The organism is Methanospirillum hungatei JF-1 (assembly GCF_000013445.1).
GTDB lineage: Archaea > Halobacteriota > Methanomicrobia > Methanomicrobiales > Methanospirillaceae > Methanospirillum > Methanospirillum hungatei.
In genome coordinates, this window is sequence record NC_007796.1 from 2,851,908 (window position 1) to 2,867,093 (window position 15,186).

A 15,186-nucleotide genomic window follows, 5' to 3' on the forward strand; every position below is an offset into this window, starting at 1 on the left:
GCCTGAACATTCCGTAAATTAAAAACCAGAAAAAAATAAATTTTTATTAATACGCACACTCAACTTTTCCTTCACTAACTTTACCTTTACAACAGGACTCGGTCTTCGGATTGTAACAGGTATCGCCACACTTGGTGTATCCCTTCCCATCATACACAACACCAAGACAGCAGCTCTGGTTGTTCTTATTGTAACAGGTATCGCCACACTTCTGCCATCCGGTCCCCGGGTAAATCTGGTTATTACAACAGGTTTCATTGGTCAGATCATAGCACTTCCCGCCACAGATTCCCCACAGGAGTCCGTCTTTCGGTTCTCCCTGGCAGCAGGACTGGGTGATCGGATTATAGAATGAATCACCACAGGTCGGGAGACACCGTGTCCCGTTCACAGGCTTTCCATTACAGCAGACCTGTTTTTCAATATTATAGCAGGCGTCCTTACAGACCCCCCAATGGAGCCCGTCATATACCTGACCCTGGCAGCAGGACTGCTTACTTGGGTCATAACAGCTGTCACCGCAGGGGATACAACTCTGATTTGCAGCGATGACCGAAACGGATAAGGCAATTGTGACAAAAAGGACCGCTCCGGCGATCCATATATGGAATCGATTCATGCAGCAATGTACATCTCCACCAGCTCAAGAAGTTTCTTTATCAGTCATGTGATCCCAGAATATTTTTCATCATATCAGAACCTGACATCCTCATTCATACCCCATGACGTACATAATACACTGTATCTATGCCTGAAGAACCAACACAGAGAGTTGCTGTTCTGGTAATGGGCTGTCCGAAGGTCCCGGTACAGACCAGTCTTGTTCTTTATCTTTCAAACCGGATGAAAAAGGCAGGGATCAGAACCATCATTGCCGGAACTCCTTCAGCCAGGCAACTGATACGGGTTGCAGACCCGGACGGCCATTACACCATGGAGATGAAAGACCTGGATGCAACCATAGCAGCTCTGGCAAAAGGCGATCTCACCGTCACAGAGAGTTATGTCTTTGTTCATAATGACGCAGGGGTAAGCTATGCCGCGACCATGCAGTCCCTGACGAACCAACCCGTGATGGCTATCATATTTGGTGAGGAAGCAGAGCAGATCGCTCAGGAAATTACCTTTCCATGCACCGTCATTGCCGAGCCTGCAACACACAACCCGATGTCACTAAAAAACAGACTTGAGGAGGCTGCCCCATGGGATGCTTAGAATCTCTGCCATATGAAGTACTGATGTCGAAAATTTCATTCAAGGAAGCCAGGGAATTTCTCTCCAGGTACCCTGAGAAATATGATGTGGCACCGGGATACCGTATGTTTGATCTCAATATCATCGGAGTCCCACCGATCAGGGTTGCAGTTGATGGTGATTCACTCATCTTCCCCTATACAAAACCATGCCATGGAACATTTCTCATCAGGGTCCCGAATGCAACCGACGAAATCGCCCGGCTTCGGGGACGTGCCTAGGAAGAGTTCATGCGCCCATATGTGATCGTCAATGTGGCCGTCAGTGCAGACGGGAAACTCTCCACCAGGGAACGCAGGCAGGTGAAGATATCAGGAAAAGAGGATTTTGACCGGGTGGATGAGATAAAAGCCGGCTGTGATGCGATAATGGTCGGGATTGGAACCGTTCTTGCCGATGATCCTTCACTCACCATCAAGTCTGCCGACCGTATTGCTGAACGGGTCAGAAATGGAAAACCAGAGCACCCGGTTCGGATCGTTGTCGACAGCCAGGCACGGACACCGCCGGATGCGAAAATCCTGCACAAAGGCCCTGGCCTTCGGATCATTGCCGTGTCACTCGCAGCACCAGAGGAGAATATTTCTGCCCTGAAAAACCACGCAGAAATCATTCAGGCTGGAGAAGTGACCGTTGATTTACCCGTTCTTCTCACGAAACTAGCAGAAAAGGGGATAAAGCGGCTGATGGTGGAAGGGGGAGGGACGCTCATCTGGGGAATGCTGTCCGCAGGTCTGGTTGATGAACTGACAATGTTTGTCGGGAATATCATTATTGGCGGAAAGGATGCCCCAACCCTTGCCGATGGGACCGGATATGTATTAGAATCAGATTTTCCGGTTCTTGAACGGATGGACGTCATCCCCATGGAAGAAGGGGTATTGATCCACTGGAAAGTTAGAAAATAGTGGAGAAAATACATGATAAGAGGCTACACCGCATTCATTACACAGGCGAATGGCAATGCTGTGCAAATGCGATACCTTATAATATCTGAGATGTGACGTTCACGAGGTTGTAGTGTCTGATCAAACAATCTTTATCGTCGAAGATAACCCGGTTATTGCAGATCTCATATCATGGCGACTGACTGAAATGGGATACCATGTCGCGGGAACTGCCGAAGATAGTACGCAGGCTCTCATCAGGATCGGTGAGATTCATCCCGCTCTTGTCCTGATGGATATCAATCTTCCCGGTGAGATGGATGGAATTGATGCTGCATCCGAGATCATAGAGAAATTCAAAATCCCCATTGTATATATCAGCTCCATACTTGATGCAGACATTATGGAACGGGCAAAAAAAACAAAACCCAGAGGGTATATTGTAAAACCCTTTACCGATAACCAGCTTCGTGCCACCATCGAGATGGCATTACAGGGATGAAGGTCATACCAGCCCGATAAAATTCCGAAGTATTGCAAGGCCGCATTCCCCGCTTTTTTCCGGATGAAATTGAACTCCCACTGCGGTCCCGTTTCGTATTGATGAAGCAAATGTATTGATATAATCAGTTGATGTAATGCAATATTCAGCCGGAGTATCTGCCCAGTAGGAATGGACAAAATATACATACGAATGATTTGGAATACCCTCAAAGAGAGGATCATCCTGCTTTTCAATAGTTATCTGGTTCCATCCCATGTGGGGGATCTTATACCCGGGCATGTCAGAAAAACGCCGTACTGTGCCGGGGATAAGGCCAAGACCCTGATGTAATCCGTGCTCTTCAGAGAACTCCATCATCATCTGCATACCAAGGCATATCCCAAGGATCGGAACATGGCCTTCGGATTCAATTAAAGCCTGCGACAGGTCTGCAAGCTGGGTCATCCCTTCATGAAAGGCACCGACGCCGGGGAGGATGATCCCATCTGCGGAACGAATCTCCTCAAGGTCATGCGAGATAAGAACCTCTGCTCCGGCCTTTTGAACCGCCTTGCTGACACTGCGCATATTTCCAAGACCATAATCGACGATAACAATGGAATTCATATTGCCTTATCTCCCTGAGTTCTCCATTGCCCACTCTCAAACCAGGATTGTGATATACCCTTCCTATTCATCCACAATGATACTGCCTGCTCCCATTCCTCCCAGAGTTCGGGATGAGTAGCCTGAATCTTCTCCAGTACTCCAAGGTCGCTGGCAGGGCACATATAACACCCCATCCGGTCAACCCCATGCCGGTACATCTCATTAAAAGGAGCCTTCTCCCGGAAGATATACAGCCATACATGGAGAGCCGTCCACGTATGTATCGGGGCTAGACATATCTGATTATTCACATAGGAGTTCCTCCAGACCCTGGGGTTTTTCATCCGTGAAAAGGACTCATACTTGCGTTGACCAATGAAAGATACTATCTCACCATCCTCACCATAGGTTTTGACGATGTACTGGCGCAGGGGCTCCAGTTTGGAGGTTCGGCAACACCACCGGTTATCCCTGGACGGAGGACCGGAGACTTCAAAGTCCCGCCAGAACTCATTGATAGATTCGATCCTAACGCACTCAAGCCCATATCGGTCCTGCACATCGCAGACATTCTCTTCGGTTGATGGAAACTCAAGGCCGGTATCGATATAGAGAATTGGCATCTTGCGATAGGTGTTCATCACGACAAGTAATGTTGCAAGACTGTCTTTCCCACCCGAATATGAGACAGACATAGGGAGATGCTCATACGGGCCGATGCTGTCCGCGATGAATTTTCCAGATGCTGCTTCAACTTTTTTGAGCACGTCAGCATTTGCCTGTACGACATCATCCCAGGTTGCCTCACCGGGTGTATAAACGGAGGGGATATTTTTTCTTGTCTTCACCACCTGTCCCCGCTCCATCCGATTTGCTTCTTCAGCATCCACCCGTGCCCTGCCAACACCGGCACAGATACCAGACGGGGTCATTATAAAGACCTCATCCCCCTCTCTGATCGAGGAGTCACAGGAGATAAGACCGGGAGCCAGCAGACTTCTGCCTTCCCTGATAGAAGAAAGCGCCCCTTCATCAATAACCATAAACCGCTTTTTTGGTTGAGCAATCAACGCCGCATCAGGACGGGGAAGAGCCTCCCAGCGACGTTCTCCGGGAAGATATCGGATAGCCCCTACTATCGCTCCACCTACGATTATCTCTTCCATCCGGTCATGATCCGGAACTTTATTCATAAGTGCGATCTGGCCTTCCGGAATGATCGACATTCCAAACTGTTCTTCATATATCGAATTTACAAAGGCAATATCTTCGGGAAATGCGGGTCGTGCATCACCAGGAGGAGTTACCGGGACTGCTCTGGTAGCTGCCCCGCATGCACAATGCTCAGCAAGAACCGGCGTATGACACGAATCACACCAGTGAAGGAGAATTCTGCCGTGGTATAATCCACCCATATCTCCCCAATTGTATGATCTAACCCTACATACTGGTTTGTACGGACCATTCCTTCAAACATCAGAAAATGCCTTTTTTCAATAAAATAAAAAAGCTGATCGAATAAAAAATATTATATGATGCGGATAACCACCTCAGTTGATCACGATCTATCATGACATATCGAGAGGGTTTGGCATGGGTATGCCATTATGATGACCGGGTACAGGTGATACAATGATCCCGTTTATCGTTACTGCCTTTGTGGCTTTTCTGTTTTATCTGGTGTTGGTTTTTGGTTCCGGCTCTGTTCTCTTCTGGTCATGGGAGGAAATTATTGCAGGTGTCATCATCGGACTTGTGACCGGTGTTATCGCTCGGAAGATCTTCTGCAGGAGTGAGAATTACCGGATGTTACATCCGGTACGGCTCATCAGCATCCTGATATACATCTGTGGTCCCTTCCTTGTGGAACTGACCAAGGCAAATCTGGATGTTGCATACCGGGTTATTACCGGAAATGTCAGGCCAGGGATTATCAGGCTCCATTCAGGGATGAAATCTGATCTGGCAATAACGATGCTTGCCCATTCTATTACACTCACACCAGGAACGCTAAGTGTTGATGTCGATGAAAAGAACCATGATCTCTTCATTCATATTATTCATCTGAACGAAGGTGATGAGAAAAAAGAGGCATTTGAGGCGAGAGAGATCTTTTCATACATGAATATTCCAGCCTGGATCCGGAGGATTGCTGAATGACAGATATCTTTATGATTGCTGCTCTGGTTACGGCAGTGATCATCTTTGGTGCCCTGGTAAGACTGATCCTTGGCCCGACAAACCCGGACCGGGTGGTTGCGGTGGATACTATTAACACGCTCACGGTGGCGGTTATGATTCTCCTCGGAGTGGTGTATCAGCAGTACATCTTCATCGATGTTGCCATCGTCTACGCCTTACTCTCCTTTGTCTCCACCCTCTACATCGCAAAACATATCGGTGGTGAGCTCTGATGGTTGCAGATACAATTATTTTTATCTTTCTGATCATCGGCCTCTTATTCAATGCCCTGGGAGTATTAGGGCTTCTTAGGTTCCCGGATGTGTACACACGGCTTCATGCTTCCACAAAAGCGACAACCTTTGGAAGTATCTTCCTCTGCCTTGGGGTGGTCGTGTTTGCAATATCCCAATATCTGGGAACCAGCGATTCCCAGTACCTCATGGTCATCACCCATACCATCATTGCAGTCTTCGCTCTTGCAATAACGAACGCCGCAGGATCTCATGCAATCGCCCGAGCAGCACACCGGAGCGGACAGAAACCAGACCCGGCTATTGTTGATAAACTGACGGAGGCAGGCCTGTGATAGAAATTATTCACATTTTGATCTTAATTGGGATCCTCATTACTGCAGCACTGATAGTTTGGCAGAAAAATCTCGTTGCCGCCGCAGTCACCTTTGCAGCCTTCAGTTTTCTCCTCTCGATTGAATTTTATATCCTCCAGGCTCCTGATGTGGCCATTGCCGAGGCAGCGGTTGGAGCCGGAATCTCTACTGCAATATATCTCATTGCTATCAGGGCCACCCATGACCAGGAGGTGACATGATGAGAACCAAGGTGGCATGGTTTACTCTTGTGGTTCTGGCAGGCAGTCTCCTGTTTGCTGCATTATCAATACCCTTCGGAGACCCTGCGATCTCAGACATGGATGATTACTTTATCGCCCATGGTCAGGAACAGACCGGAGCAAATAACATTGTAACATCTATTGTGTTCGATTTCCGTGCCTTTGATACCCTTGGTGAGGCATGTGTCCTGTTTACCGCAGTCTTTGGAGTCTCGGTCCTTTTTAGACTTCGGAAAAAAGGAGAGGATTACGAATATGAGTAATAGTCTGAGTAAAATCATCCGGACAACGGCGGATGTGATGTTCTTATTTATCACGGTGTTTGGTTTTTACATCGTGCTTCACGGTCATTTAACACCAGGCGGAGGATTCCAGGGTGGTGCTGTTATCGCAACCGGATTTATCCTGTTGATAGTAGCCTATAAACTGGATGACTTTCTGGGGTGGTTCCAGAAGAGAACATTTCAGAACTGTGAGATGTCGGGTCTTGTCCTCTTTATCGGGACTGCTCTCGCCGCTATACCACTCGGGTATCTCTTTTTCATGAACTTCTTAAACGGAACCGGAGGTCTCTTTGGCCAGACAGTAAACTTTGGGATAAATCCCGGTTTTCTGAATACCGCGGGGACGATTCCCATCATGAATGTAGCCGTTGGGATTGAAGTACTCGGGGGTCTCAGCATCATCATTTTGTATATGACAAGCGGAATTCGATCACATGAGGAGGGAGAATGATAGATAATCTTCCATTTCTGGTCGTTGCAATAACCATCCTGCTCGGCCTGTATACTCTCCTTCTGAAAAAGGACCTCATTAAAATTATCATGGGAATATCACTCATTGAATCAGGAGTAAACCTCTTCCTTATCGCTCTCGGGTACCGGTGGGACAGTATTGCACCCATCTTTACCGGTGCACCGTCCCTTGCCATGGTCATGCCCACGGTCCAGGCCCTGACACTGACGAGCATTGTCATCGGTGTTGCAACCCTTGCCCTGCTGCTCTCCATGGTGATGATAATTTACCGGTATTATCGGACAACCGACGTCCGTGAAGTCTCAAAACTCCAGGGGTAGAACATGGATATACTACTTGATAATCTGCCAGGACTTCTCATCGCAATCCCTCTGCTGGGAGCATTTTTAACCCCGTTTCTTTCAAGAGCAGGCGATTCTGTCCGAAATGCCTGGATACTGCTCATTGCCGCTCTTTCATCGCTCTGTGGCCTTCTGGTTGCATCACGGGTTTTAGAGAGCGGGACGATTGTGTATGCATTCGGAGTTGATGCGATATCTCATGTTATCCCGCCGGATTCCGGAGGCATCCCCATCAGGATCATCTTTACGATAGACCCGATGAACGCCTTCATGCTCATAATCGCCGCAATTGTAAGCTTTTGTATCACCCTCTACTCCCTCTCCAGCATGGAGAAGTTATCAGGGAAGGACGGGTTCTTTACCCTCCTCCTGCTTCTCATTGCCGGTGTATACGGAATGATAACAACCGGCGACCTCTTCAACTTCTTTGTCTTCCTTGAGATCAGTTCCCTTGCCGGTGCTGCTCTTGTTGCATACCGGATAGATAAGGGAGTTGCCGCTGAAGCCGGACTGAAATATGCAGCACTCTCAACCCTTGGGGGCATGCTCTTTCTGGTGGGGGTCGGCCTACTCTTTGCCCAGTATAACTCCCTGAATATGGCGGTTATTGCAGACCGGATGCAGATGACCGGACTTGATATAATCGCATTTGTCCTGTTCTTTACTGCCCTTGCCATGAAGTGTGGAGCGGTTCCGATGCACTTCTGGACACCGGACAGTTATGCAATGGCACCGTCCGCAATCACGGCATTCCTGGTCGTCTCATCACAGGCAAGCCTCTATGCTCTCTTCAGAGTCTGTTTCACCCTCTACGGTGGTCAGATAAACCCTCTGACCGTCGGATGGGTCATCATCATCCTTGGAGTGCTCTCGATGTTCGTCGGTGTCACGATGGCAATCCCGCAAAAGGATGTAAAAAGGCTGATGGCATACCACGCCGTCTCCCAGACCGGATACATGCTGCTTGGTGTCGGGGTAGGGCTTGCTGCTCTTTCCAGCACCTGCCTTTCCCAGAGTGTCGGTATGATGGCACTGAAAGGAGGGCTCTTTCATATCATGAATCATGCCCTGTACAAAGGTCTCCTGTTCCTGACCGCCGGGGTCATCATGTACCGGTGTGGAACACGAAACCTCAACCAACTCGGCGGGCTTGGCCACAACATGAAATGGACCATGATCTTTTTCATGATCGGAGCGCTGGCAATCGCGGGGATTCCCCCATTCAACGGATTTGCATCCAAACTGCTCATCTATGAATCGACATTCCTTTTTAACCCCCTCCTTGCCGTCATCGCGATGGTCGTCAGTATCCTGACCCTGGCTTCGTTCGTCAAGGTCTTCCATTCCATGTTCATGGGACCAAAACTCCCTGAATACCAGGATGTTGAGGAAGCACCAAAACCAATGCTCATTGCCATGGGAATACTGGCTATTCTGGTCATCCTCTTTGGGATCTTCCCCCAGCAGGTTGTCGACACTCTGGTTGCCCCGGCAGCATCCGCCCTTGTGGATTATAACGGATACATTGCCTCAGTTCTCGGAGGTGTATAAATGATCGAATCATTCACGCTTTCCACCGGTTTTGGTGCTTGGAATGCCGTATTCTGGGTGATTGCCTTTGTTATTGCCTTCATCATCGGCTGGATAATCTGGTCACGGGGTGAGAAGACCTATGACACCAGCCCTGGAGCAACGGCTCCATTCCTCTCGGGAAATGCAGAACCTGAAAAAGAGGCGGTACATATACGGGCCGGGAACCTGTACTGGGGATATACCGATGCCCTGGCAGGATACTATAAATTTGTTAAACCTTTCCATACCGGTAATCTTTCAGATTACTTCCTGGCATACCTGTTTGTTACTGCTCTTGTCCTCATCGTGGTGGTGATCCTGAAATGAAACTCTCTCCATCATTTAACCGGTCGCTCTGGGTATTTCATGTGAATTCAGGGTCCTGTAACGGATGTGATATCGAGATCGTCGCAGCACTCTGCCCCCGGTATGACCCTGAACGGTTTGGAATCAAACTTGTCGGATCACCACGGCATGCAGATGTTCTGCTTGTCACCGGTCCGGTCACCCACCAGATGAGAGACCGGGTAAAACGGGTATATGAGCAGATGGCTGCTCCGAAGGTGGTCATGTGTGTGGGAACCTGTGGTCAGTCCGGAGGAGTGTTTTATGACTCCTATAATCTTGACGGACCAATCGACCAGGTGATTCCGGTGGATGTGTATGTTCCAGGCTGTGCACCCCGGCCCGAAGCAATAATATATGGTGTGGTGCAGGCGATTGCAAAACTTGAACGACTAGAAAAGGAGGTGAGTTCATGAGAGCAACCATGACACCACAGGAACTGGCAGATCGGTTTATCCGGAAATTCGGCAGCCGGGTGAGTAATATCCAGGTAAAGGAGCGGCGTGAAGGAGTAAAAAAACTCCCCCAAAAGACCGTGTGGATGACGGTTTCCCGTGAGGACCTCAATGATGCGGTTGCAGAGCTCATCTCCATAGATTATCCGCATCTCGGGGTTATCGCAGCATCAGATAATGGTGACATGATTGACCTTCTCTACCATCTTCAGGTCTTCTTTGGTGGAAAACACGAGGAGATCTGTGTGGTGTTCACCGTCCAGGTCCCAAAATCAGATCCCCATGTGCCAACAATATCAGGCCTCATTCCCGGTGCTGTCTATTCAGAGCGTGAGAAGCAGGATATGATCGGTGTGACGGTAGATGGCATTCCGGACTCACGGCGTATCTTTCTGCCTGACGACTTCCCTGAGGAGATATACCCCTGGAGAAAGGATGAGAAGGGCATTCCCCCGTCCATGGTAAAGGAACTCTGGAAGGTTGATCGCCCCACCGACCGGCCGGTCCCCCCGGTAGCAGAACCTGAACCGGTTGAGAAGAAGGAACCAGAACCTGCCAAAGAGGCTCCATCAGGAGGTGCAGCAGAATGAGTCAGAAAAAAGCACCCTATGAACTTCCCATCGGGCCTATACACCCGGCATTAAAAGAACCAATAAATTTCACCTTTCAGATGAATGGGGAGGTTATTGAAAAGGTTGACTTTGCACCCGGACGGGCACACCGGGGGATTGAATGGATGGGGATGCGGAGAAACCCGGTTCAAATCCTGCATCTCTGTGACCGGATATGCGGTATTTGTGGAGTTCACCATGCACTTGTCTTTGCACAGGCGGTTGAGCAGATCGCAGATATTGAGGTTCCTGACCGGGCATATTATGTCCGGACCATTATTGCAGAATTTGAGCGGATACAGTCTCACATCCTCTGGGCAGGAGTCGCAGCCCATGAACTCGGATTTGATACCCTCTTCTACCTTGCCTGGCAGATACGGGAAGAGTCAGTCGATGTGATTGAGTATATAACCGGGAACCGGGTCAATTACGGCATCATGATGCTTGGCGGAACCCGCCGGGACATTACCGCAGATATGTTCCCCCGTCTGGAACAGGCACTCCAGTACTATGAAGGACTCCTTGAAAAGATGGTCAATCTCTTCCTCAACGACAAGACCATTGCCATGCGGTGCAAAGATACCGGAATCCTGACAAAACGCCGGGCATTGGAGCTTGCAACCGTGGGACCCACCTCACGGGCATCAGGACTTGCCATGGATGTCAGGATTGATTCTCCCTATGCAGCATATGGCGACCTTGATTTTGACATCGTGCTTCCTGATGTGTATAACAGCGAAGGTAACGGGGATGTCTATGACCGGATCATCGTCCGTATCTTTGAGATAAAACAGTCGATTGACATCATCAGACAATGCATGAAACAGATGCCTGAAGGTCCAGTTCTTGCTGAAGAGAAGTATGCAAAGTTGCTCATGAATCTGAAGAAGGCATCCGGCGAGGCATTTGCCAGGGTTGAAGCTCCCCGTGGTGAAGATATGCACTATGTCAGGATGAATGGAAAGCAGGAAGCTCCCGAGATGTGGAAGGTCAAGGCATCCACCTACTCAAACCAGATGGCATGGGTGGAGATACTTCAGGGAGAACAGATTGCTGACATCCCGATCATTGTTGCATCCATCGATCCCTGCATGTCATGCACCGACCGGGTGGCTGTTGTCGGGCAGGATGGGAATGCCGGTATCATGACAAAAGAGCATCTCCACCGATTGTCTGTTGAGAAGACACGGAGGCTTCAGTCATGATCGGAGAACTTCTCGCCACAGGTGTGGGCGCTGTCCTTATCACCCTTTTTGGTATCATCGCCGGTCTGTTCCTCATGGGTATTGATCGTATCTGTGCTGCACGGATGCAGATGCGGCAGGGACCTCCCCTGACCCAGCCCTTCACCGATATCAGAAAACTCCTCTGCAAAGATTCAGTCGTGCCCGCAAATGCAATCCCGTCACTTTTTAATGCAGCTCCCATCGTTGCATTTGCATCAGCGGTGACGGTGCTCTTTTACCTTCCCCTGGGCAGCATTCTCCCGGTCGGGACACCCCTGCCGATAATTGGAGAGTATGGAGATCTCATCCTGATCATGTATCTGTTGACTGTTCCCGCCCTTGCCATGGTTGCCGGTGGATTTGCATCAGGATCTCCGTATGCAAGTGTTGGTGCCCAGCGTGAGATGGTGACCATGATCGCCTATGAGTTCCCGCTTGCGATTGCTATTGTCGCAATTGCCTGGAGACTTGCCGTTGCAGGACTGGTCATGCCATTCTCTGTGAACACGATCGCAGCACATCCCATATGGACGGAAGTCGGACCTGCGGGGATCATTGGCTGTATCCTCCTGCTTATCGTGCTTGCATGGGTCACCCCTGCCGAACTCTCCCGGATCCCCTGTGATACTCCTGAAGCAGAGACTGAACTCTGCGGTGGGCTTCTGGTCGAATACTCGGGACGAAACCTTGCACTCTTTTCCCTCTCCATGGCGGCAAAACTGGTGGCGATGGCAGGACTTGCCGTACTCCTTTTCTTCCCGTGGAACCTCTCTCCGGTTCTCGGATTGTCTGGAATCATGGGAGCCGGGGTAGATTTGCTTTTCTTCCTCCTGAAGGTGATAGTGGTGATGTTTTTCTCCGTATCACTCGTCCGGGTTGTTATGGCACGGTTCAGGATCAATACCGTGGTATCCCTGTACTGGGGATGGCTCACGACCATCGGACTCATCGGGATGTTTCTCATCATCCTTGACGGGAGCTTCCTCTTCGGGGGGTGCTTATCATGATTAAACTCCCCTCAGTTCCGATGGTGCTTCGCCAGATCCTGAAAAAGCCGGCGACCAACTTCTTCCCGGCAAAAAATCTCCCCCCGACAATCACCGGATTTCTGGAGTCCGTCGCTGCAGAAAAGGCAACAATACATCCACCGATTCCAACACCAGTTAAATACCGGGGGAAGATCCTCTATGACCGGAACACCTGTATCGGGTGTAAAATGTGTATCAGGGTTTGTCCGGCAAATGCGATTGAGTTTATACCTGATACCAAGAGAATCAGGATCTGGGTAACCCAGTGTGTCTTCTGCAGCCAGTGTAATGACATCTGTCCAAAAGACTGCCTGCACATGTCTTCAGACTTCCTTTTAGCGACTGAAGACCGGTTTAACGAAGATATGATTGTAGAATAATATGAGGAGATCCGATATCAACCGGATAACTCATGCATCATTTTTTTCCTGGTTTCAGTAAGGGCAGGACCGATAGATACCGGATATCTGGATGGATGCATTAGTCTGACCACGTCAGCCGGTATCGACTGCACCGAAGCAATAACATACTTTCTGATATCAGGTAGTGCACGTTCCGGCCGGACAATGGCGCCACCATATAAAGCCGGGGTTAGCAGGGGGACAGAACCAGGAGTATCAAATCCGGCAGACTCTAGTTCGATACAGTCACCGGCCATCATACCCTGAGTATCAAATGAGCGGTATACCTGCTTGATACCAGGAAGCGAGGTCTTGTCAGTGTGATCAGTTACCTTCATCCGCATCTCATAGGTGCCGGTTGTGTGCTCTATTGCTGACATTTTATATACGCCGGCAATGGCAGGTGACTCATGACCGGTGACAAGCCTGGTCCCGACCCCGTAGATATCGATCGGTGCTCCCTGCTCTTTTAGTGCGTAAATGCTATACTCATCAAGATCTCCAGATGCGACTATCTTTGTCTCAAAAAGCCCTGCCTCATCAAGCATCCTCCGTGCCTCTTTTGAGAGAGAGAGCAGATCACCGCTGTCAAGTCGGACACCCGCCAGGGTATTCCCCTGTTTTTTCATCTCGTGACCCACCTTTATAGCATGAACCATCCCGCTTCTGATCGTATCATAGGTATCGACGAGCAGGATTGTGGCGTTAGGAAAAACCTCTGCATACCGTCTGAATGATTCAAGTTCAGAAGGATATGACATGACATAGGAATGGGCATGGGTTCCTTTCACCGGGATGCCAAACATCTTCCCCGCTTCCATATTAGATGTCCCCATGCATCCACCGATGTATGCAGCACGTGAAGCAGACAGTGCTCCGTCCGGCCCCTGGGCTCTTCTTGCCCCAAATTCCATGACCGCGTCAAACCCGGCAATCATGCAGATCCGTGCCGCTTTCGTTGCGATGAGCGAAGAAAAATTAATACAGTTTAATAGAGCGGTCTCGACCAGCTGACAGGAACCCAAGGGGCCGCGTACCCTGAACACCGGCCCGCCAGGAAAAACAACCGTCCCTTCATCGACTGCATGGACTGAACCGTCAAATCTCCAGTCTGATAGCCAGGCAAGAAAGGCGTCATCAAAGATATGAAGAGACCGGATATACGCAATATCTTCCTTTGAAAACCGGGCATCCCGAAGAAATAAGAGCGCATCGTCTATTCCGGCCGCTATAATGTATTCACCCTGAAATGGACAGGATCTGAAAAAAAGATCAAAGCAAGACTGATTATTTATGGTGCCCGATAAAAACCAGACATACATCATGGTCAGTTCATACAAATCGGTTAGGATTGGAGATTTCAGATTACTCATATATTCATATACCTTTCTGGTATCAGGTATGTCATCTCTCAATAAAATAGACCATTAGTCTGATTCTGACGGGATCTGTGCAGAGAAACAGAAAACTGACAGATCGAAATATTGATGCGATAAGCACTTGAGATGATCAGCTTGGTGATACAAGATGCACCTCCCCCCACTCATACCTCCCGCATCTATCACTCCTTATCTATCCTGTTCAGGAGTGATCAACTGCACAAATGCAGAGATACGGACTTTGGCACGCACATTAACCAGCTCTGAAACTGATGACATTGAACGGACCAGAACCCTGTACACATGGGTACGGGATTCAATAACTCATTCAGTTGATGCCGGACACAAAGATCTGATGTGGAATGCGACCGATGTCCTGACCGCCGGACACGGACTTTGTTTTGGGAAGTCTCACCTGTTTGTTGCCTTATGCAGGGCACTTGGGATCCCTGCCGGTCTGTGTTATCAACGGGTGCGACGTGAGGATGGGAGCTGGGTGCTCCATGGTCTTGCTGCAGTATACCTCGAACAACTGGACAAGTGGATCCGACTTGATCCCAGGGGTAATAAACCGGGAGTATCTGCAGATTTCTCACTTGACATGGAAAAAATTGCATATGAACCATCATATGACGGGGAATGGCTGGATCAGCATGTCTATCCGGAACCCTGGCAGGAGATTACCCATCTGATTGATCTCTCGCCCGGTGTTTCAGAGTTTATTGAAAATTCCGGGAGCATCAGATTTCCACCAGTCAATCAGGTCAGAATGCAAGGAATATCTATCTGTTCTACCTGATTCTCC

23 protein-coding genes are annotated in these 15,186 nt (G+C 49.2%); 19 read left to right on the forward strand and 4 right to left on the reverse strand.

From position 1 onward, the window contains the following. Window positions 1-46 precede the first annotated feature (46 nt). Window positions 47-619 carry a hypothetical protein gene (locus MHUN_RS13420; RefSeq protein WP_011449526.1) on the reverse strand — a complete coding sequence of 191 codons (573 nt, stop codon included), beginning with the start codon at window positions 617-619 and terminating at the stop codon, window positions 47-49. Window positions 620-747: 128 nt separating this feature from the next. Between MHUN_RS13420 and MHUN_RS13425 the strand changes: the two genes are divergently transcribed. The 4 genes from MHUN_RS13425 to MHUN_RS13440 all read left to right on the forward strand — a co-directional run bounded on the left by MHUN_RS13425 (window position 748) and on the right by MHUN_RS13440 (window position 2,643). Then, window positions 748-1,215, forward strand: coding sequence for a DUF1890 domain-containing protein (locus MHUN_RS13425; RefSeq protein WP_011449527.1), 468 nt, complete (start codon window positions 748-750; stop codon window positions 1,213-1,215). After that, a complete protein-coding gene (locus MHUN_RS13430) occupies window positions 1,203-1,475 on the forward strand; it encodes a DUF1894 domain-containing protein (protein WP_011449528.1) in 273 nt (90 codons plus the stop codon). Before MHUN_RS13425 ends, MHUN_RS13430 begins: the two co-directional genes overlap by 13 nt. A 9-nt stretch (window positions 1,476-1,484) precedes the next feature. Next, a complete protein-coding gene (locus MHUN_RS13435; protein ID WP_011449529.1) occupies window positions 1,485-2,162 on the forward strand; it encodes a 2,5-diamino-6-(ribosylamino)-4(3H)-pyrimidinone 5'-phosphate reductase in 678 nt (225 codons plus the stop codon). Between the two features lie 112 nt (window positions 2,163-2,274). Then, window positions 2,275-2,643: a response regulator gene (locus MHUN_RS13440; protein ID WP_011449530.1), complete on the forward strand. Its 369-nt coding sequence runs from the start codon at window positions 2,275-2,277 to the stop codon at window positions 2,641-2,643. A 3-nt stretch (window positions 2,644-2,646) separates the two neighbouring features. Here the strand turns inward: MHUN_RS13440 and hisH are convergent, their stop codons facing one another. Both hisH and MHUN_RS13450 read right to left on the reverse strand, forming a co-directional pair. Beyond that, window positions 2,647-3,252, reverse strand: coding sequence for an imidazole glycerol phosphate synthase subunit HisH (hisH, locus tag MHUN_RS13445; protein ID WP_011449531.1), 606 nt, complete (start codon window positions 3,250-3,252; stop codon window positions 2,647-2,649). Beyond that, entirely contained in the window at window positions 3,249-4,649 is a 1,401-nt protein-coding gene (locus tag MHUN_RS13450) for a phosphoadenosine phosphosulfate reductase family protein (protein ID WP_011449532.1), read from the reverse strand. Before MHUN_RS13450 ends, hisH begins: the two co-directional genes overlap by 4 nt. Window positions 4,650-4,866: 217 nt before the next feature. Here MHUN_RS13450 and MHUN_RS13455 point away from each other — a divergent pair, with 217 nt between their 5' ends. Genes MHUN_RS13455 through MHUN_RS13520 form a run of 14 tightly spaced genes read left to right on the forward strand, consistent with a single transcriptional unit; the run spans window position 4,867 to window position 12,981 of the window. Then, on the forward strand, window positions 4,867-5,394 hold the full coding sequence (locus MHUN_RS13455) for a Na+/H+ antiporter subunit E (protein ID WP_011449533.1): 528 nt from the start codon (window positions 4,867-4,869) through the stop codon (window positions 5,392-5,394). Beyond that, on the forward strand, window positions 5,391-5,648 hold the full coding sequence (locus tag MHUN_RS13460; protein ID WP_011449534.1) for a cation:proton antiporter: 258 nt from the start codon (window positions 5,391-5,393) through the stop codon (window positions 5,646-5,648). The genes MHUN_RS13455 and MHUN_RS13460 overlap by 4 nt, the downstream gene beginning before the upstream one ends. Then, a complete protein-coding gene (mnhG, locus tag MHUN_RS13465) occupies window positions 5,648-6,004 on the forward strand; it encodes a monovalent cation/H(+) antiporter subunit G (protein ID WP_011449535.1) in 357 nt (118 codons plus the stop codon). The genes MHUN_RS13460 and mnhG overlap by 1 nt, the downstream gene beginning before the upstream one ends. Continuing rightward, a complete protein-coding gene (locus MHUN_RS13470) occupies window positions 6,001-6,246 on the forward strand; it encodes a Na(+)/H(+) antiporter subunit B (RefSeq protein ID WP_011449536.1) in 246 nt (81 codons plus the stop codon). The genes mnhG and MHUN_RS13470 overlap by 4 nt, the downstream gene beginning before the upstream one ends. Beyond that, a complete protein-coding gene (gene mbhE, locus MHUN_RS13475) occupies window positions 6,243-6,530 on the forward strand; it encodes a hydrogen gas-evolving membrane-bound hydrogenase subunit E (RefSeq protein WP_239441533.1) in 288 nt (95 codons plus the stop codon). The genes MHUN_RS13470 and mbhE overlap by 4 nt, the downstream gene beginning before the upstream one ends. After that, on the forward strand, window positions 6,523-7,002 hold the full coding sequence (locus tag MHUN_RS13480) for a Na(+)/H(+) antiporter subunit B (RefSeq protein WP_011449538.1): 480 nt from the start codon (window positions 6,523-6,525) through the stop codon (window positions 7,000-7,002). The genes mbhE and MHUN_RS13480 overlap by 8 nt, the downstream gene beginning before the upstream one ends. Further along, on the forward strand, window positions 6,999-7,343 hold the full coding sequence (locus MHUN_RS13485; protein ID WP_011449539.1) for a sodium:proton antiporter: 345 nt from the start codon (window positions 6,999-7,001) through the stop codon (window positions 7,341-7,343). The genes MHUN_RS13480 and MHUN_RS13485 overlap by 4 nt, the downstream gene beginning before the upstream one ends. A gap of 3 nt (window positions 7,344-7,346) precedes the next feature. Then, window positions 7,347-8,915 carry a proton-conducting transporter membrane subunit gene (locus MHUN_RS13490; protein WP_011449540.1) on the forward strand — a complete coding sequence of 523 codons (1,569 nt, stop codon included), beginning with the start codon at window positions 7,347-7,349 and terminating at the stop codon, window positions 8,913-8,915. Then, the gene (locus MHUN_RS13495; RefSeq protein ID WP_011449541.1) at window positions 8,916-9,263 is read left to right on the forward strand and encodes a hypothetical protein; all 348 of its coding nucleotides are present in this window, start codon (window positions 8,916-8,918) and stop codon (window positions 9,261-9,263) included. Then, entirely contained in the window at window positions 9,260-9,697 is a 438-nt protein-coding gene (locus tag MHUN_RS13500) for an NADH-quinone oxidoreductase subunit B family protein (protein WP_011449542.1), read from the forward strand. The genes MHUN_RS13495 and MHUN_RS13500 overlap by 4 nt, the downstream gene beginning before the upstream one ends. Next, window positions 9,694-10,326 (forward strand): NADH-quinone oxidoreductase subunit C, encoded by a 633-nt coding sequence (locus MHUN_RS13505; RefSeq protein WP_011449543.1) that lies wholly within the window; start codon window positions 9,694-9,696, stop codon window positions 10,324-10,326. Before MHUN_RS13500 ends, MHUN_RS13505 begins: the two co-directional genes overlap by 4 nt. Beyond that, entirely contained in the window at window positions 10,323-11,552 is a 1,230-nt protein-coding gene (locus MHUN_RS13510) for a nickel-dependent hydrogenase large subunit (protein ID WP_011449544.1), read from the forward strand. The genes MHUN_RS13505 and MHUN_RS13510 overlap by 4 nt, the downstream gene beginning before the upstream one ends. Beyond that, window positions 11,549-12,580 (forward strand): respiratory chain complex I subunit 1 family protein, encoded by a 1,032-nt coding sequence (locus MHUN_RS13515; RefSeq protein ID WP_011449545.1) that lies wholly within the window; start codon window positions 11,549-11,551, stop codon window positions 12,578-12,580. The genes MHUN_RS13510 and MHUN_RS13515 overlap by 4 nt, the downstream gene beginning before the upstream one ends. Next, complete coding sequence (locus MHUN_RS13520; protein WP_011449546.1) at window positions 12,577-12,981, forward strand: 4Fe-4S dicluster domain-containing protein; 405 nt, start codon at window positions 12,577-12,579, stop codon at window positions 12,979-12,981. Before MHUN_RS13515 ends, MHUN_RS13520 begins: the two co-directional genes overlap by 4 nt. 17 nt (window positions 12,982-12,998) lie before the next feature. Here the strand turns inward: MHUN_RS13520 and MHUN_RS13525 are convergent, their stop codons facing one another. Then, window positions 12,999-14,375: a nicotinate phosphoribosyltransferase gene (locus tag MHUN_RS13525; RefSeq protein ID WP_011449547.1), complete on the reverse strand. Its 1,377-nt coding sequence runs from the start codon at window positions 14,373-14,375 to the stop codon at window positions 12,999-13,001. A 154-nt stretch (window positions 14,376-14,529) separates the two neighbouring features. Here MHUN_RS13525 and MHUN_RS13530 point away from each other — a divergent pair, with 154 nt between their 5' ends. Next, on the forward strand, window positions 14,530-15,180 hold the full coding sequence (locus MHUN_RS13530; protein ID WP_011449548.1) for a transglutaminase-like domain-containing protein: 651 nt from the start codon (window positions 14,530-14,532) through the stop codon (window positions 15,178-15,180). Window positions 15,181-15,186 lie beyond the last annotated feature (6 nt).

What these genes read in the sequence shown, in the direction of transcription:
- MHUN_RS13420 (WP_011449526.1), bottom strand. Translation starts at nt 619, where the DNA reads ATGAATCGATTCCATATATGGATCGCCGGAGCGGTCCTTTTTGTCACA.
- MHUN_RS13425 (WP_011449527.1), top strand. Translation starts at nt 748, where the DNA reads ATGCCTGAAGAACCAACACAGAGAGTTGCTGTTCTGGTAATGGGCTGT.
- MHUN_RS13430 (WP_011449528.1), top strand. Translation starts at nt 1,203, where the DNA reads ATGGGATGCTTAGAATCTCTGCCATATGAAGTACTGATGTCGAAAATT.
- MHUN_RS13435 (WP_011449529.1), top strand. Translation starts at nt 1,485, where the DNA reads ATGCGCCCATATGTGATCGTCAATGTGGCCGTCAGTGCAGACGGGAAA.
- hisH (WP_011449531.1), bottom strand. Translation starts at nt 3,252, where the DNA reads ATGAATTCCATTGTTATCGTCGATTATGGTCTTGGAAATATGCGCAGT.
- MHUN_RS13450 (WP_011449532.1), bottom strand. Translation starts at nt 4,649, where the DNA reads ATGGGTGGATTATACCACGGCAGAATTCTCCTTCACTGGTGTGATTCG.
- MHUN_RS13455 (WP_011449533.1), top strand. Translation starts at nt 4,867, where the DNA reads ATGATCCCGTTTATCGTTACTGCCTTTGTGGCTTTTCTGTTTTATCTG.
- MHUN_RS13460 (WP_011449534.1), top strand. Translation starts at nt 5,391, where the DNA reads ATGACAGATATCTTTATGATTGCTGCTCTGGTTACGGCAGTGATCATC.
- mnhG (WP_011449535.1), top strand. Translation starts at nt 5,648, where the DNA reads ATGGTTGCAGATACAATTATTTTTATCTTTCTGATCATCGGCCTCTTA.
- mbhE (WP_239441533.1), top strand. Translation starts at nt 6,243, where the DNA reads ATGATGAGAACCAAGGTGGCATGGTTTACTCTTGTGGTTCTGGCAGGC.
- MHUN_RS13480 (WP_011449538.1), top strand. Translation starts at nt 6,523, where the DNA reads ATGAGTAATAGTCTGAGTAAAATCATCCGGACAACGGCGGATGTGATG.
- MHUN_RS13485 (WP_011449539.1), top strand. Translation starts at nt 6,999, where the DNA reads ATGATAGATAATCTTCCATTTCTGGTCGTTGCAATAACCATCCTGCTC.
- MHUN_RS13490 (WP_011449540.1), top strand. Translation starts at nt 7,347, where the DNA reads ATGGATATACTACTTGATAATCTGCCAGGACTTCTCATCGCAATCCCT.
- MHUN_RS13495 (WP_011449541.1), top strand. Translation starts at nt 8,916, where the DNA reads ATGATCGAATCATTCACGCTTTCCACCGGTTTTGGTGCTTGGAATGCC.
- MHUN_RS13500 (WP_011449542.1), top strand. Translation starts at nt 9,260, where the DNA reads ATGAAACTCTCTCCATCATTTAACCGGTCGCTCTGGGTATTTCATGTG.
- MHUN_RS13505 (WP_011449543.1), top strand. Translation starts at nt 9,694, where the DNA reads ATGAGAGCAACCATGACACCACAGGAACTGGCAGATCGGTTTATCCGG.
- MHUN_RS13510 (WP_011449544.1), top strand. Translation starts at nt 10,323, where the DNA reads ATGAGTCAGAAAAAAGCACCCTATGAACTTCCCATCGGGCCTATACAC.
- MHUN_RS13515 (WP_011449545.1), top strand. Translation starts at nt 11,549, where the DNA reads ATGATCGGAGAACTTCTCGCCACAGGTGTGGGCGCTGTCCTTATCACC.
- MHUN_RS13520 (WP_011449546.1), top strand. Translation starts at nt 12,577, where the DNA reads ATGATTAAACTCCCCTCAGTTCCGATGGTGCTTCGCCAGATCCTGAAA.
- MHUN_RS13525 (WP_011449547.1), bottom strand. Translation starts at nt 14,375, where the DNA reads ATGAGTAATCTGAAATCTCCAATCCTAACCGATTTGTATGAACTGACC.
- MHUN_RS13530 (WP_011449548.1), top strand. Translation starts at nt 14,530, where the DNA reads ATGCACCTCCCCCCACTCATACCTCCCGCATCTATCACTCCTTATCTA.